The 13937-nt window shown below is 74.5% G+C and carries 12 protein-coding genes; 4 read left to right on the top strand and 8 right to left on the bottom strand.

The window, feature by feature from the left end; all coding sequences use genetic code 11:
• Window positions 1-81: 81 nt before the first annotated feature.
• On the top strand, window positions 82-2793 hold the full coding sequence (locus tag HCN08_RS12980; RefSeq protein WP_167983174.1) for a fumarate reductase/succinate dehydrogenase flavoprotein subunit: 2712 nt from the start codon (window positions 82-84) through the stop codon (window positions 2791-2793).
• 595 nt (window positions 2794-3388) lie between these two features.
• On the opposite strand, the gene HCN08_RS12975 is transcribed toward HCN08_RS12980, so the two are convergent.
• The gene (locus HCN08_RS12975; protein ID WP_167983173.1) at window positions 3389-3640 is read right to left on the bottom strand and encodes a DUF5302 domain-containing protein; all 252 of its coding nucleotides are present in this window, start codon (window positions 3638-3640) and stop codon (window positions 3389-3391) included.
• Between the two features lie 103 nt (window positions 3641-3743).
• On the opposite strand from HCN08_RS12975, the gene HCN08_RS12970 reads away from it, so the two are divergent.
• Window positions 3744-4772, top strand: a complete 1029-nt coding sequence (locus tag HCN08_RS12970) for a saccharopine dehydrogenase family protein (protein WP_167983172.1) — start codon at window positions 3744-3746, stop codon at window positions 4770-4772.
• A gap of 125 nt (window positions 4773-4897) precedes the next feature.
• Here the strand turns inward: HCN08_RS12970 and HCN08_RS12965 are convergent, their stop codons facing one another.
• The 5 genes from HCN08_RS12965 to HCN08_RS12945 form a co-directional block, all read right to left on the bottom strand.
• Window positions 4898-5704: an SAM-dependent methyltransferase gene (locus HCN08_RS12965; protein WP_167983285.1), complete on the bottom strand. Its 807-nt coding sequence runs from the start codon at window positions 5702-5704 to the stop codon at window positions 4898-4900.
• A 34-nt stretch (window positions 5705-5738) separates the two neighbouring features.
• Window positions 5739-6557: an SAM-dependent methyltransferase gene (locus tag HCN08_RS12960; RefSeq protein ID WP_240970045.1), complete on the bottom strand. Its 819-nt coding sequence runs from the start codon at window positions 6555-6557 to the stop codon at window positions 5739-5741.
• Between the two features lie 82 nt (window positions 6558-6639).
• Complete coding sequence (locus tag HCN08_RS12955; protein WP_167983171.1) at window positions 6640-7458, bottom strand: SAM-dependent methyltransferase; 819 nt, start codon at window positions 7456-7458, stop codon at window positions 6640-6642.
• A gap of 51 nt (window positions 7459-7509) precedes the next feature.
• Window positions 7510-7791, bottom strand: a complete 282-nt coding sequence (locus tag HCN08_RS12950) for a DUF397 domain-containing protein (protein WP_167983170.1) — start codon at window positions 7789-7791, stop codon at window positions 7510-7512.
• Window positions 7792-7794: 3 nt separating this feature from the next.
• Window positions 7795-8619: a helix-turn-helix domain-containing protein gene (locus tag HCN08_RS12945; RefSeq protein ID WP_206318735.1), complete on the bottom strand. Its 825-nt coding sequence runs from the start codon at window positions 8617-8619 to the stop codon at window positions 7795-7797.
• A gap of 179 nt (window positions 8620-8798) precedes the next feature.
• Here HCN08_RS12945 and HCN08_RS12940 point away from each other — a divergent pair, with 179 nt between their 5' ends.
• The gene (locus HCN08_RS12940; protein WP_322974414.1) at window positions 8799-9257 is read left to right on the top strand and encodes an ATP-binding protein; all 459 of its coding nucleotides are present in this window, start codon (window positions 8799-8801) and stop codon (window positions 9255-9257) included.
• A gap of 110 nt (window positions 9258-9367) precedes the next feature.
• Here HCN08_RS12940 and HCN08_RS12935 read toward each other — a convergent pair whose 3' ends face one another.
• Together HCN08_RS12935 and HCN08_RS12930 are read right to left on the bottom strand one after the other, a co-directional pair.
• Window positions 9368-10381 (bottom strand): SGNH/GDSL hydrolase family protein, encoded by a 1014-nt coding sequence (locus HCN08_RS12935; RefSeq protein WP_407648759.1) that lies wholly within the window; start codon window positions 10379-10381, stop codon window positions 9368-9370.
• A gap of 78 nt (window positions 10382-10459) precedes the next feature.
• Window positions 10460-12751, bottom strand: coding sequence for an alpha-galactosidase (locus HCN08_RS12930; RefSeq protein ID WP_167983167.1), 2292 nt, complete (start codon window positions 12749-12751; stop codon window positions 10460-10462).
• Window positions 12752-12981: 230 nt separating this feature from the next.
• On the opposite strand from HCN08_RS12930, the gene HCN08_RS12925 reads away from it, so the two are divergent.
• On the top strand, window positions 12982-13842 hold the full coding sequence (locus HCN08_RS12925) for a tyrosine-protein phosphatase (protein ID WP_322974428.1): 861 nt from the start codon (window positions 12982-12984) through the stop codon (window positions 13840-13842).
• Window positions 13843-13937: the final 95 nt, after the last annotated feature.

Genomic DNA, 13937 nt, shown 5'->3' with positions numbered 1-13937 from the left:
GCGCGCTCCGTCTCCCCCGCTTCCCGCGCTTCCCCTGCTCCCCCCGCTTTTCCTGCCCCCTTGGACCCCGAAGGGCCTTCGATGGACATCCCCGAGCTGACCGCCGCCGACGAGTGGGCCTGCGACGTGCTGGTGATCGGCGGCGGCACCGCCGGGACCATGGCCGCCCTCACCGCGGCCGAACGCGGCGCGGACGTACTGCTGCTGGAGAAGGCGCACGTACGGCACTCCGGCGCGCTCGCGATGGGCATGGACGGCGTCAACAACGCCGTCGTGCCCGGCCGCGCCACGCCCGAGGACTACGTCGCCGAGATCACCCGCGCCAACGACGGCATCGTCAACCAGCGCACCGTGCGGCAGACCGCGACCCGCGGCTTCGCCATGGTGCGGCGGCTGGAGCGCTACGGCGTGAAGTTCGAGAAGGACGAGCAAGGGCAGTACGCGGTACGGCGGGTGCACCGGTCGGGCAGCTATGTGCTGCCGATGCCCGAGGGCAAGGACGTCAAGAAGGTCCTCTACCGGGTGCTGCGGCGGCGTGAGATGCGCGAGCGGATCAGGATCGAGAACCGGGTCATGCCGGTGCGGGTGCTCACCGCCGGCGGGCGGGCGGTCGGCGCGGCCGGGTTCGACACCCGCACGGGGGCGTTCGTCACGGTACGGGCCGGCGCGGTGGTCCTCGCAACCGGCGCCGCGGGCCGGCTCGGGCTGCCGGCCAGCGGCTACCTCTACGGCACGTACGAGAACCCCACCAACGCCGGTGACGGGCACGCCATGGCCTACCACGCGGGCGCGGAGCTGAGCGGCATCGAGTGCTTCCAGATCAACCCGCTGATCAAGGACTACAACGGGCCCGCGTGCGCCTACGTCGCCAACCCCTTCGGCGGCTACCAGGTCAACCGGCACGGCGAGCGGTTCGTGGACTCCGACTACTGGTCGGGGCAGATGATGGCGGAGTTCGCGGCGGAGGTCGCCTCGCCGCGCGGCCCGGTCTACCTCAAGCTCAGCCACCTGCCGGAGGAGTCGGTGGCGGCGCTGGAGGGCATCCTGCACTCCACCGAGCGGCCGACCCGCGGCACCTTCCACGCCGGGCGCGGGCACGACTACCGCACGCACGACGTGGAGATGCACATCTCCGAGATCGGGCTGTGCGGCGGGCACTCGGCCTCCGGCGTGTGGGTCGACGAGCACGCGCGCACGACGGTGCCGGGGCTCTACGCGGCCGGGGACCTGGCGTGCGTGCCGCACAACTACATGATCGGGGCGTTCGTGTACGGCGAGCTGGCCGGCGCGGACGCGGCGGGGCTGCCGCGGTACGCCGGGCCGCTGCCGGCCGAACAGGTGGCCGAGGCGCACGAGTTGGTCTACCGGCCGCTGCGGCAGCCGGACGGGCCGCCGCAGCCGCAGGTGGAGTACAAGCTGCGGCGCTTCGTCAACGACTATGTGGCGCCGCCCAAGAGCGGGGCCCGGCTGTCGCTGGCGGTGGAGGCGTTCGAGCGGATGCACGGCGAGATCGCGGCGATGGGGGCGCGTACGCCGCACGAGCTGATGCGGTGCGCGGAGGTGGCCTTCATCCGGGACTGCGCGGAGATGGCGGCGCGGTCGTCGCTGGCCCGCACCGAGAGCCGGTGGGGCCTCTACCACGAGCGCACCGACCACCCCGTACGGGACGACGAGGGGTGGCTGCGGCACCTCAACCTCCGTAAGGGGCCGGGGGGTTCGATGGAGTTCCTGACCCGGCCGGTGACGCCGTACGTGGTGCCGGTGGACGGTTACGCGCCGGGCGGCGGGGGTGTGCGGGTGCTCGGGGAGGTGCGGCCCGAACAGGTGGCGACGGCGGGGCCGCGCGAGGTCGCGCCGGTCGACCCGGGGGCGGTGGCGGCGCGTACGCCCGCGGGGCCGGTCGCCGTGCGCGGCGGTTCGCCGCGGATCGTGACGCTGCTGGAACTGGCCGAGGAGGCGCCCGGGTTGGCGCAGCTCGCCGGTTACCTCGCGGACGGTGACGCCGCGGTGCGGCGGGCGGCGGTCGGCGTCCTCACCGAGACGGTGCCGGACGGTACGGGCCCGGCGCTGGCCGCCGCGCTCGCCGACCCCGACCCCGGCGTACGGGCGGCGGCCGGGGCGGGGCTGCTGGAGCTCGTCGAGGTGCTGCCGGCCGACGCGGAGCTGGCGGCGGCGCTGGGCGTCGCGGCGGGGTCGGCGGACCCCGCCGCGCGGGCGGCTGCCGCGGGCACGCTGCGGGCGCTGCGGCTGGGCGGAGCAGCGCAGTACGCTGCGCTGCTCGGGGACGCGGAGCCGAGGGTGCGGATCGAGGCGGTACGGGCGCTGGTCGCCCTCGACGCGCTGCCGGAGCTCGCCCCCGTCGCCGGGGACGCCTCCCGCGAGGTGCGGGTCGCCCTCGCCAAGGGGCTCGCGACGCTCGCCGTCCCCCCGGCCCCGCTGCTCTCCCGCCTGGCGGCGGACCCCGACCCCCTGGTCAGGGCCGCGGCCCTGGAGTCCGCCGCGGCGGTCGGCTGCCCGGCGCCGCTCGACGCGGTGGCGGCGGAGTCCGCGGCCGATCCGGCCTGGCGGGTCCGCCGCGCGGCGGCCATGGCGCTCGGTTCGGCCTCTCCGGAGGCCGCTCTCCCTCCGCTCCTGCGCGCGGCCCGCGACGTCCACCCCGACGTCCGCCGCGCGGCCGTCACCGCGCTGGGTTCCCACCCCGCGACCCCGGCCACCACCGCGGCCCTCCACACCGCCACCACCGACCCCGACCCCGAAGTCCGCGCCTCCGCCCGCCACGCCCTCCCCCACTAACGCCCCGCCCTGCCCCGTCCCGCGACCTTCCGTCGGTGGGTGGCTGGTCGCGCAGTTCCCCGCGCCCCCTTGCGCTCCGGGCTGCCCCTTGCTGCCGCCGTGCGATCTTCCGCGGGCGGGTGGTTTCTCGCGCAGTTCCCCGCGCCCCTGAAAAGCACCCTCACGCGCAAAGTCCACCTCTGCGGGTGAGTGCCGACCCGAGAGCCAGGAGTGAGCCCAATCCAGGACCGCCACCACCTCGGACGCCCCGGCCCCGGCATGGCGACGAACCGCCACCACAACAGGGGCGCGGGGAACTGCGCGACAAGCCACCCACTGGCAGACGGTCGCGCGACGGCAGCAAGGGGCACCCCGGGGCGCAAGGGGCGCGGGGAACGGCGCGACAAGCCACAAACCGGCGGACGGTCGCGGGACGGCAGCAAGGGGCACCCCGGAGCGCAAGGGGCGCGTGGGGGTACCCCCAGGCGAAGCGCTGGGGGAGAACGGAGCGACAAGCCACCCACCGGCGGAAGGTCGCGGGGCGGCAGCAGGGGGCAGCCCGGGGCGTCCGGGGGGCGGAAGCCCGGGGGGTGGGCCCCCGGGCGTAAGGGGGCGGTCAGCCGGATTTGCGGCGGAATTCGCGGGCGCCCCCCGCCCTGCCATGCGCACCGTGGATCTTGGACTGGTCGGGCCCGCCCCCCGAAGCCCCCGCGGAGCGGCTCGCCCCGCGCTTGCGTTCGAGCGCTTCGCGGAACTTCCGCTTCACGTCGTCCTCGGCCTCGGGAACCTCCTCCGCGGAGGACGGCTCCTCAAGAAGCGTCTCGGGCGCGTCTTCCGCCGCGGAAGCGGCCTGCTGCTGATCGGTCATGCCACCAGGGTGGCACGCCGGGGCCGCCGAGCCCACCCGATATCGCCGCGACAGGCGGCGCGTGTACGGTTCCGGTCACGCCCTCGCAAGGAGGATCGGATCCATGACCTGGCTGTTGTACGGCGCCACCGGCTATACCGGCCGCCTCATCGCCCGCCGCGCCGTCGCCCTCGGCGTGCGCCCGGTGCTGGCCGGCCGCAGTGCCGCGAAGGTGGTGCCGCTGGCCGCGGAACTGGGCCTGGAGCACCGGGTGTTCGGCCTGGACGAGCCGGGCGCGGTGCGCCGCGGACTGGCCGGGGTGGAGGGGGTGGCGCACTGCGCGGGGCCGTTCGCCCGCACCGCGCTGCCGATGGCGCGGGCCTGCGTGGAGACCGGCACGGGCTATGTGGACATCACCGGCGAGATCGACGTCTTCGAGGCGCTGCACGCCCTGGGCGCCCGCGCGCGGGCCGCGGGCGTGACGCTGCTGCCGGGCGCCGGCTTCGACGTCGTGCCGACGGACTGCGTGGCCGCGCTGCTGGCGGCCCGGCTGCCCGACGCCACCCAGCTGGACCTGGCGTTCCTGACGGCGGGCGGCGCGAGCCCCGGCACGGTGCGCACGGTCGTGGAGAGCGCGGCGGACGGCGGCCGGATCAGGTCGGGCGGCGAGATCCGCACCGTGCCGTTCGGCTCGCGCCGGCTGCGCGCGGCCTTTCCGTCGGGTGCCCGGACGGTGGTGTCGGTGCCGTGGGGCGACGTGAGCACCGCGTACCACTCGACGGGCATCCCGGACGTGACGACGTACACGGCGGTGCCCTCCCCCGCGCTGGCGGCGACGAAGGTGCTGCGGGTGGGGCCGCTGCGCGGGGTGCTGGGCGGGGCGGCGGGCCGGCTGGTGCGCGGGCCGGGCGAGCGGGCGCTCAACGGCTCGGGCTGCGAGGTGTTCGGCCGGGCCCGGGACGCCGCGGGGAACACCGTGACGGCGACGCTGACGGGCCCCAACCCGTACCGCCTGACGGTGGATTCCGTGCTGCGGATCATGCCGCTGCTGCGGTCGCTGCCGGCCGGCTTCCAGACGCCCTCCCGCGCGCTCGGCGCGGACTTCGCGGGCACGCTGGACGGGGTGACGGTGTCGGTCGCCGCGCTGCGCTGAGCGGCCGTACGCAGCGGGGCCGGTGCCGGTCGGACGGCGGCCGGGTGGCACGAGATACCGCCCGGCCGCCGTCTTCCCTCTTTCTCTTCCCCGGTGATGGTTGGTCTGCGGGGCGTACGGCGGGCTCAGGCCTTGCGGCCGACCCCGGCGTAGACGCCGATGGGCTCCAGCTCCTCGGGCTCCGGTTCCGGGCCGTCGGGGCGCCACAGCGGCGCCCGTACGAGTCCGGGGTCGAGCAGCTCGAAGCCGTCGAAGAACGGCAGGACGGCCTCGTGCGAGCGCAGGCTGAGCGCCGCGGTGGCCTTGCGGTAGACCGAGACGGCCTCGCCGACCTTCTCGGGGTGGAAGTCGTACGTGCCGTGCGAGAGCACCAGGTGGCTGCCGGCGGGCAGCGCGTCGCGCAGCACGGCGACGATGCCGGCCGGGTCGTCCGCGTCGCCGACGAAGTGCAGCACGGACACCAGCAGCAGGGCCACCGGCCGGTCGAAGTCGATGAGCCGGGCGATCTCCGGGTTCTCCAGCAGGCCCCGCGGGTCGCGCAAATCTCCCAGGGCGAACGCGGTGTTGCCGGTGTTGAGCAGCCGCGCCGCGGCGTGCACGGCGACGATCGGGTCGTTGTCGACGTACGCCACCCGGGCGTCGGGCGCCACCGCCTGGGCGACCTCGTGGGTGTTGGGGGAGGTCGGTATGCCGGTGCCGATGTCGAGGAACTGGCGCACCCCGCCGCGCGCGAGGTGCGCGACGGCCCGCCGCAGGAAGTCGCGGTTGGCGCGTGCGCTGTCGACGACCTCGGGCGAGGCGGTGATCACCTGCTGGGCCGCCTCCCGGTCGACCTCGTAGTTGTCCCGGCCGCCGAGGTAGAAGTCGTACATGCGGGCCGGGTGCGGCCTGCTGGTGTCGAGCTCTTCGACGTCGAAGCCCTGTGGGGTCAACACCGTCCTCCGGTTCCTTGGGTGGTGCGCGTGGTCACAGCTTGACGCCGATGCCGCCGTACGTGCCGACGTGGCTCAGTTCCTCGGCGGTGGGCAGCTCGCCGTCCGGGTGCCACAGCGGGATCTGCACCAGGCCGGGGTCGACGAGGTCGTAGCCGTCGAAGAACGGCAGGATCTGCTCGTACCTGCGGGTGGTGACGGTCGCGGTGGCGCCGCGCTGCCGGTAGACGTCCCGGGCCTCGCCCATGCCGGCCTCCACGCTGTGGAAGTCCTCGGTGGCGTGGGTGAGGACGAACATGCTGCCCGCGGGCAGCGCGTCGCGGTAGGCGGCGATCAGGGCGGCGGCCTCGGCGTCGTCCGGGAGGAAGTGGACGACGGCCACGAGCAGCAGCCCCACCGGCTGGTCGAAGTCGATGAGCTTGCCGATGGTGGGGTGGCCCAGGATCGCGTCGGGGTCGCGCATGTCGCCCAGGAAGAACCCGGTGTTGCCGGTGCCGAGCAGGTGCGCCCCGGCGTGGGTGGCCACGATCGGGTCGTTGTCGATGTACGCCACCCGGACGTCCGGCGCGACCTCCTGGGCGACCTGGTGGGTGTTGGGCGCGGTGGGGATGCCGGTGCCGATGTCGATGATCTGCCGGATCCCGGCCCGCACCAGGTGCCGTACCGCGCGGTGCATGAACTGCCGGTTGGCCCGGGTGGTGGGCACGATGTCCGGGAAGAAGTCGATGACGCGCTGGGCCGCTTCCCGGTCCACCTCGTAGTTGTCCCGGCCGCCGAGGTAGAAGTCGTACATACGGGCCGGGTGCGGCCGGCTGGTGTCGATCTCCCCGACGGGGAATCCCTGCTCGGTCAACGTGGGTCCTCCGGTGGCTTCATGGCGTCGTGGCTGCGGCTGTGGCTGTGCGGTGCGGGCGGGTGCGCCGGGACGGCGTGCGTCATCTCTTGACGCCGACGCCGCCGTAGAAGCCGTTGTGCGCCAGTTCCTGGTGCGTCGGTACGGGACCGTCCGGGCGCCACAGCGGCGGCTGGACCAGGCCCGGGTCGACCAGCTCGAAGCCGTCGAAGAAGGCCAGCACCTGCTCGTAGGACCGCAGGTGCAAGGTGGCGGTGGCGCCCTTGGTCTCGTAGACGTCCCGCGCCTCCCCCGCGTCGCCGTCCAGCTGGTGGAAGTCGCCGGTGGTGTGGCTGAGGATGAGGTGGCTGCCGGCGGGCAGCGCGTCGCGGTAGGCGGCGACCAGGCCCGCGGGGTCCTCGTCGTCGCTGATGAAGTGCAGGATGGCCACCAGCATCAGCCCGACCGGCTGGTCGAAGTCGATGAGCTCGCTGATGGTGGGGTGGCCCAGGATGCTCTCGGGGTCGCGCAGGTCGCCCAGGAAGAAGCCGGTGTTGCCCGAGCCGAGCAGGTGCGCGCCCGCGTAGGTCGCCACGATGGGGTCGTTGTCGACGTACGCGATCCGGGCGTCCGGTGCCACCTGCTGCGCCACCTGGTGGGTGTTGGGCGGCGCGGGGATGCCGGTGCCTATGTCGATGAACTGCCGCACACCGCTCTGCGCCAGGAACCGCACGGCCCGGTGCATGAACCGCCGGTTGCCCTGCGCCATGGGGACGATGTCCGGGAAGAGGTCGATCACCTTTTGGGCAGCGTCCCGGTCCACCTCGTAGTTGTCCCGGCCGCCGAGGTAGTAGTCGTACATGCGGGCCGGGTGCGGCCTGCTGGTGTCGATCTCCACGACGGGAAATCCCTGCTCGGTCAACGCCTTCCTCCGGTCAATGGTGCTGCTGGGTGGTGCGGGTGGTGCGGGTGTTCAGCCGAGCAGGAAGTCGGCCTCGCCGGCCTTGGCGCCCAGGATGAACGTGGTGATCTCGTGGTTGCTGTAGATCAGCGCCGGTCCGTCGGGGTCGGTGGACTGGCGGATCGCGACCCGGCCGTCGTTGAGCTTCTTCGCCTCGACGCACGAGCCGCCGTTGCCGCCGCTCCAGGGCTTGCGCCAGCCGTCGGCACCGAGTTCGTTGGCCGGCATCCCGTTGTAGATGCCGTCGTAGCGTTCCTCGTAGCCACGTATGCGGTCATTGCCGACGCGATCCATCGTTCAGATCTCCTTGCGCATGCCATCGAGGATGGCTTTGGTGCTCTGGGCTGGCGCGGCCTGCGCGCACATCCGGTCGAGTGCCTCCAGGAACGACGAGACGTCGTCGCGCTCGTCGAAGTAGACGCCGCCCACGAGGTGCTCGGAGTAGGCGATGTCGGGGATTTCCTGGAGCTGGAACCGGAAGATGTGGAACGGTCCGTACATCGCCGGGTGCGGGCCGACGGCGAACGGCATGATCTGCAGCCGGACGTTGGACAGCTCGGTGGCCTCGATGAGCCGGTCCACCTGCTCGCGCATGACCTTGCGCCCGCCGATGGGGCGGCGCAGCACGGTCTCGTCCATGACGACCCACAGCAGCGGCGCCTCGGGCTTGCTCAGCAGGGCCTGGCGCTCCGTCCGCAGGGTGACCAGCCGGTCGATCTCGGCGGGCGCGGCGTGCGGCTGGCCGGCGCGCAGCGTGGCGCGGGCGTAGTCGGGGGTCTGCAGCAGTCCGGGCACGTAGTGCGGCTCGTACGCGCGGATGACCGCGGCCTCTCCTTCGAGGCTGACGAAGGCGCTGAACCAGTCGGGCAGCACATCGCGGAAACTGTGCCACCAACCGGGCCGGTTGGCCTCGCGGGCGAGCGCGAGGAAGCCGCTGACCTCCTCGGGCGAGGTCACCCCGTAGACGTGCAGCAGCTTCTCCACGTACGGGATCTTCAAGCCGACTTCCGCCTTCTCCATCCGGCGGATGGTGGCGTGGGTGACGTCCAGTTCGCGGCCGGCCTGCTCATACGTGATACCGGCCTGCTCCCGGAGGTCCTGTAGGCGCTTGCCCAGCACCATGCGCAGGACTGTCGGGGCTCCACCCGGCCGGGGGTCCATCACGACGGCTCCTCCTCCAACTTCCTTGACTGAGCAACAGTCTGTCATGTTGTCAGCGCACGCAACAGCATGTAGCCCCGAATCTGTAAATTACAGATCGGACCTTGCCAGGTGTCCCACACGAGCCTCATAGTTACAGAGTGGTTCCTTCACCTGATGCCCTCCGGCGCGAGCGCCGCGACGGTGTCGGCGACTCCGGCCGCCGCGACGTGTTCCGGCTGCCCGCGTTGAGCGCGTCCGTGGCGGACGCCCGCGGGCGGATACGCGCGCGCCTGAGGGAATGGGGCGCCGGGGCCGAGTTGCGCGAGGACGCGAGCCTGGTGGTGACGGAACTCTTCACCAACGCCGTACGGCACACCGACAGCGAGAAGATCACCTGCGTGGTGTACGACTCGGGCAGCGTCGTCCGCGTCGAGGTGACCGACCAGGGCCGCGGAACGGGCGTGCCGGCGCCCGCGACCGCCGGGGCCGACGAAGAAGGCGGGCGGGGGCTGCTGCTGGTCAGCGTGCTCTCGCTGGCATGGGGGTCGGATCCGGCGGAGGACGGTACGGGGCGGGTGGTGTGGGCGGAACTCGCCGCGCACCGCCCGCCCCGCTGACGTACCGCCTCCGCCGGGTCCGGCGGGCGCCGGTTCTCCCCTTTTCCCGCACGGTTTTCCGGGCGGTTTCCGTACGTTTTTCCCGCGCGTTTCCGTGCGTTTCCGCGTTCCTAGGACGCGCGGGTGCGCGAGGTGCAGGTGCCGGCGAGCGGCAGCAGGTCGGGGCGCTTGGGGCGGACGTGGTCGCCGGAGGACTCGCCGCGCAGCCGGCGGCCGATCCACGGCACCAGATGCGCCCTGGCCCACTGGATGTTCTCCCGCCGCACCTGCGAGGGCAGTCGCAACTGCTCCGGCGGCCACGGCTCGTCGGGATCGGCGGGCACGTCGAGGCCGAGCACCTGCGCGGCCCGCAGCGCCACCCGGGTGTGGCCCTCGGGCGACAGGTGCAGCCGGTCCTCGCTCCACGCCCTGCGGTCCTGCACCGCCCGCAGCGACCACAGGTCCAGGACCGGGCAGCCGTGCCGGTCGGCGATGGCCCGTACGTGAGCGGTGTACGTGGCGATCTTGCCGCGCAGGTGGCGCAGCACCGGCACCCCGCGGGTGTCGAAGCCCGTGCAGACCAGGACCGTGCCGACCGCGCCGGTCAGCTCCGCGACCGCCGCCTCGAAGCGCTCGGCGATGGCGTCGGGGTCGCTGCCGGGGCGCAGGATGTCGTTGCCGCTGGCGCAGAAGGTGACCAGGTCCGGGGCGAGTTCGACGGCCCGCGGGACCTGCTCGGCGACGATCCTGTCCAGCAGCCGGCCGCGTACGGCGAGGTTGGCGTAACGGAAGGCGGGCGCCGGCGGCCCGGCGGTGACGGCGCTTTCCGCGGGGTCCGCGCCGGGGTCGACGGCCGGGTCCGCGCCGGGCCTGGCGGTGAAGTCCGCACCGGGCCTCGCGGTGAAGTCCGGGCCGGGGGTGACGGCGGAGTGCGCCGCGGGCCGGCGGCGGCTCTCGTGCTGTGCGGCCAGCAGCAGGGCGAGGCGGTCGGCCCAGCCGATGAACGTACCGTCCGGGGCCGGGTCGCCGACGCCCTCGGTGAAGCTGTCCCCCACCGCCGCGTACGACCCGAGCCCGCCCGCGTGCCCGCCTGCCGTTGCGTGCCGCTCCTGCCGTTCCCGTCGTCCCTGCGCGTCGTCAGCCACGCGCAGCATCTTTCTCCTCCGGCTGTGACCTACGCGACCGTAGGGAGGCGGTGACGGCACGTGATTCATCCCACCGGGTCATACCCGCCGCAGATGGAATACGGCGGCGTCCAGGTCGCCGGCCAGGGTCGTGCGCAGCCCGCGCTCGGCGAGGACCGCGCCGCGCTGCACGACACCGGTGGCCATGTCGCGGTAGCTCGCGCCGCGGTCCAGGCCGCGCAGCCGCAGCGGCGGCACGGGCGTGCCGAAGCCCTGCGCGGGCAGCCAGGCCAGCACGACGGTGTCGGGGCCGAGGACGTACTGCACGGCCGTCAGGCCGCCGTCGCCGGGCGGGCGCAGGCGGTACAGGGCGCCGGCCTGGACGACCGGGCGGACCGAGGCGTGCAGCGCGATCCAGCTCGCGGCCTCGGCGCACTCCTCGGCGCCCCACGCCAGCAGGTCGCCGCCGATGCCGAGGGCGCCGGACATCGCGCTGACGAAGCGGAAGCGCAGCGAGCTGCGGCGGTGGTTGGGGCCGGGGGCGGGGCCGCCGGTCACCCAGGTGGCGAGGGCGCGGGCCGGGAGCAGCTGGCCGAAGCCGTGCTGGATGTGCAGCCGGTCCAGGGCGTCGCTGTTGCGGGAGGCGGCGAGCACGCCGGTGCGCTCCAGCATGCCGAGGTCCACCCGGCCGCCGCCGGCCGACGACTCGACGGTGACGCCCGGGTGGTCGGCGCGCAGCCGGTCCATCAGCGCGTACAGGCCCGCGACATGGGCGGTGCCCGGCGGCGCGGGACAGCGCTCTCCCGGCTCGCCGGGCAGGCCCGGTCCGGCTCCGTGGTGGCCGGACTCCCAGACCAGGTGGTCGACGGGGGCGCCGTGCAGCAGGGCGCCGAGGGTGCCGGCGAGGTGGTCGCGGACGTCCGCGCGGGCGAGGTCGAGCAGCAGCCGGCCGGGGCGCCCGGCGGCCCGGCCGCCCGGGGCTCGGGTGATCCACTCGGGGTGGGCGCGGCACAGGTCGCTGTCGGGCCCGACGGTCTCGGCGTCGACGCGGACGCCGAAGCGCATGTCGAGGGCGTGCACCTCGTCGGAGAGCGGTTTCAGGCCGTCGGGCAGGGCCGCCGCGCCGGGCTCGCGGTCGCCGTGGCCCGCGGCGTCGTTGAGCCGCGCGCCGGGCGGCCCGTCGTCGACGACGAAGAGCTCGACGCCCATCGCCGCGGCGCGCCGGGCCAGTTCCCGGTGCCGCCGCTCCCCGCGGTACGGGCCGGCGGGCGCGCCGCCGCCGTAGGAGCCGCCGGCGGCAGGCGCCTGCGTGCCGAAGGCCGCGCCTCGGCCGCCCACCGGTCCCGCGTGGTAGGCGACCGGGCGGACCGCCCTGGCGTCCGGGACCATGTGGGCGAGCTGGTGGGCGTGCCAGGCGCGGCTGGCGGCGCCGAAGCCGCCGGCGGTCCACAGGGCGGCGAAGACGGGGCTGGTGTAGCGGGCGCCGGGTTCCAGCACGGCCAGGCCCGGGTCGCCGCCGTCCGCCCCGCCGCCGACCTGGAGCAGGCCGCCGGGGAGGTGGGAGAGCGCTATCCGCCAGGGCCCTGACCAGCCCAGCGCGCCGGTCCACACCTCGCCGTGCTCCTCCCCCGCGTCGCCGGCGTCCAGGGCGAACCACGGCAGGTGCCGCTGGCCCGCGTGCCCGTGGCCGGCGAGCAGCTGCTCCCCGGGCGGCAGCGGGGCGCGGACCAGCCGCGACTCGGCGCCCCAGCGGCCGTGCAGCCGGGAGAGCCGCCATCCGTCGCGGTAGGGCAGGCTCCAGGTGGCCGCGTCGGCCCGCAGCAGCTCCAGCCGCCCGCCGGGGCCGCCGGGCACGTGCGTGACGCTGCTCCAGCGCTCCACGACGTCGCTGCCCGGCCGGATCCGGTAGTGCAGCGTCAGGTCCAGGTGGTGGCGCGAGTCGTGGAAGTGCAGCCGCAGCTCCTCGCCCCCGCCGCCCTGCCCGCCCTCCTGCCGACCCTTCTGCCCGCCGCCCTGCTGGCCCTCCCGCGCGCCACCCTGCCCGCCGCCCCGAGGAGCGCCCTCGCCGGCCCGCGCCTGCCCGCCGGTCACGATCTCGTACTCCTCGAAGCACCACTCCGGGCCGCGCGGGTCCCCCGGCCGGACGGACAGCGCCGGCCGGACGGCGCGCGGGTCGGTGTCGAGGGGGTATTCGCCGTGGCCGTCGAGCGCGGACTCGCCGGGACGCTCGCCGGGCAGCGGGTCGGCGGCCAGCGCCTCGGCGTCGGAGAGCGCTATCCGGGCGCCCCAGTGCAGATGCAGCAGCTCGTCGCGCTCGGTCAGGTGCAGCGCGTAGCCGCCGGCCGGTCCGGTCAGCAGCCACAGCCGCCCCGAGCCGCCCGTCTCGATCATGATGTGCTCCCCCACTGCCGACCAGGTGCGGTCAGGTCCGGACATCATCGGCCAGGTCCGGCGGAGGGGCAATGGTTGCACCCCCAGGAGTGGTCCAGCGGACACATACCGCTCGGTACGCCGTTACCCGGGCTGCCGTATCGTCGGGAGTGCCCCAGCATGAGCCACAAGCGGGCGGACGACGGACCGACCGAGAAGGAGCGCCGGTGACGCAGGACGTGCGGCAGACGATCCCCCCAGAGCCCGAGCCGGATGCCGAGCCGGTCAGCCCGGGCCCGGCCACCGGGCAGGTGCCGCTGCCCGAGCCCGGGCTGACCGGCGTGCGCAACTTCCGCGACGTCGGCGGTCTGCCCACCACGGACGGCCGCAGGGTCAGGAACGGCGTGCTGTTCCGCAGCGGCCATCTCGCGCACGCCACGGCGCAGGACACCGCGTTCCTGGAGAGCCTCGGCCTGCACACCGTCTTCGACTTCCGCAACGCCGACGACATCGCTCTGGAGGGCCCGGACACCGCTCTCCCGGGCACCCGCAACCTGAACCTGCCGCTGAGCAACCCGGCCGAGGGCGCCACCTTCTGGGCGACCGTACGGGACGGCGACGTGCCCGCGCTGCGGGAGCTGCTCGGCGAGGGCCATGCCGCGGCCAGGATGACGGCCTCCTACCGGCGGCTGATCCTGGAGCGCACCAAGGAGCACTCCCGGATGCTGGAGCTGCTCACCGACCCCGAGGAGCCGGCCGTCCCGGCGCTGCTGCACTGCGCGGCGGGCAAGGACCGGGCGGGCACGTCGATCGCGATCATCCTGCTGGCGCTGGGCGTCGAGCGGTCGGCGATCGAGGCGGACTACCTGGAGAGCAACGCCAAGCACCGCCGCTACAAGGTCGTCCGCGGCGACGGCAGCACCGGCACCGCGATCGACCCGGAGATCAGGGAGCTGCTGGACCCGCTGTTCTCCGCCCGGGTGGAGTACCTGCGGGCGGCGTTCGCGACCATCGAGGAGGAGTGGGGCTCGGTGGACCGCTATCTCGCCGAGGGCCTGGGCCTGACCCCGGAGCGCCGGGCCCGGCTGCGCGAGCGCCTGCTCACCGGCTGACGGCGGAACGGCGGCCCGGGGCACCCACCGTGGTGGGCGCCCCGGGCCGCCGTGTGCGCGCCGCCGCCGTGCACGGGGTCCCCGGACAGAACAGG

It is taken from the genome of Actinacidiphila epipremni (assembly GCF_012034175.1).
GTDB classification, from domain to species: domain Bacteria; phylum Actinomycetota; class Actinomycetes; order Streptomycetales; family Streptomycetaceae; genus Actinacidiphila; species Actinacidiphila epipremni.
Note: the sequence above shows the minus strand (reverse complement) of the source record. Positions and strands in the feature narration are given on the sequence as shown.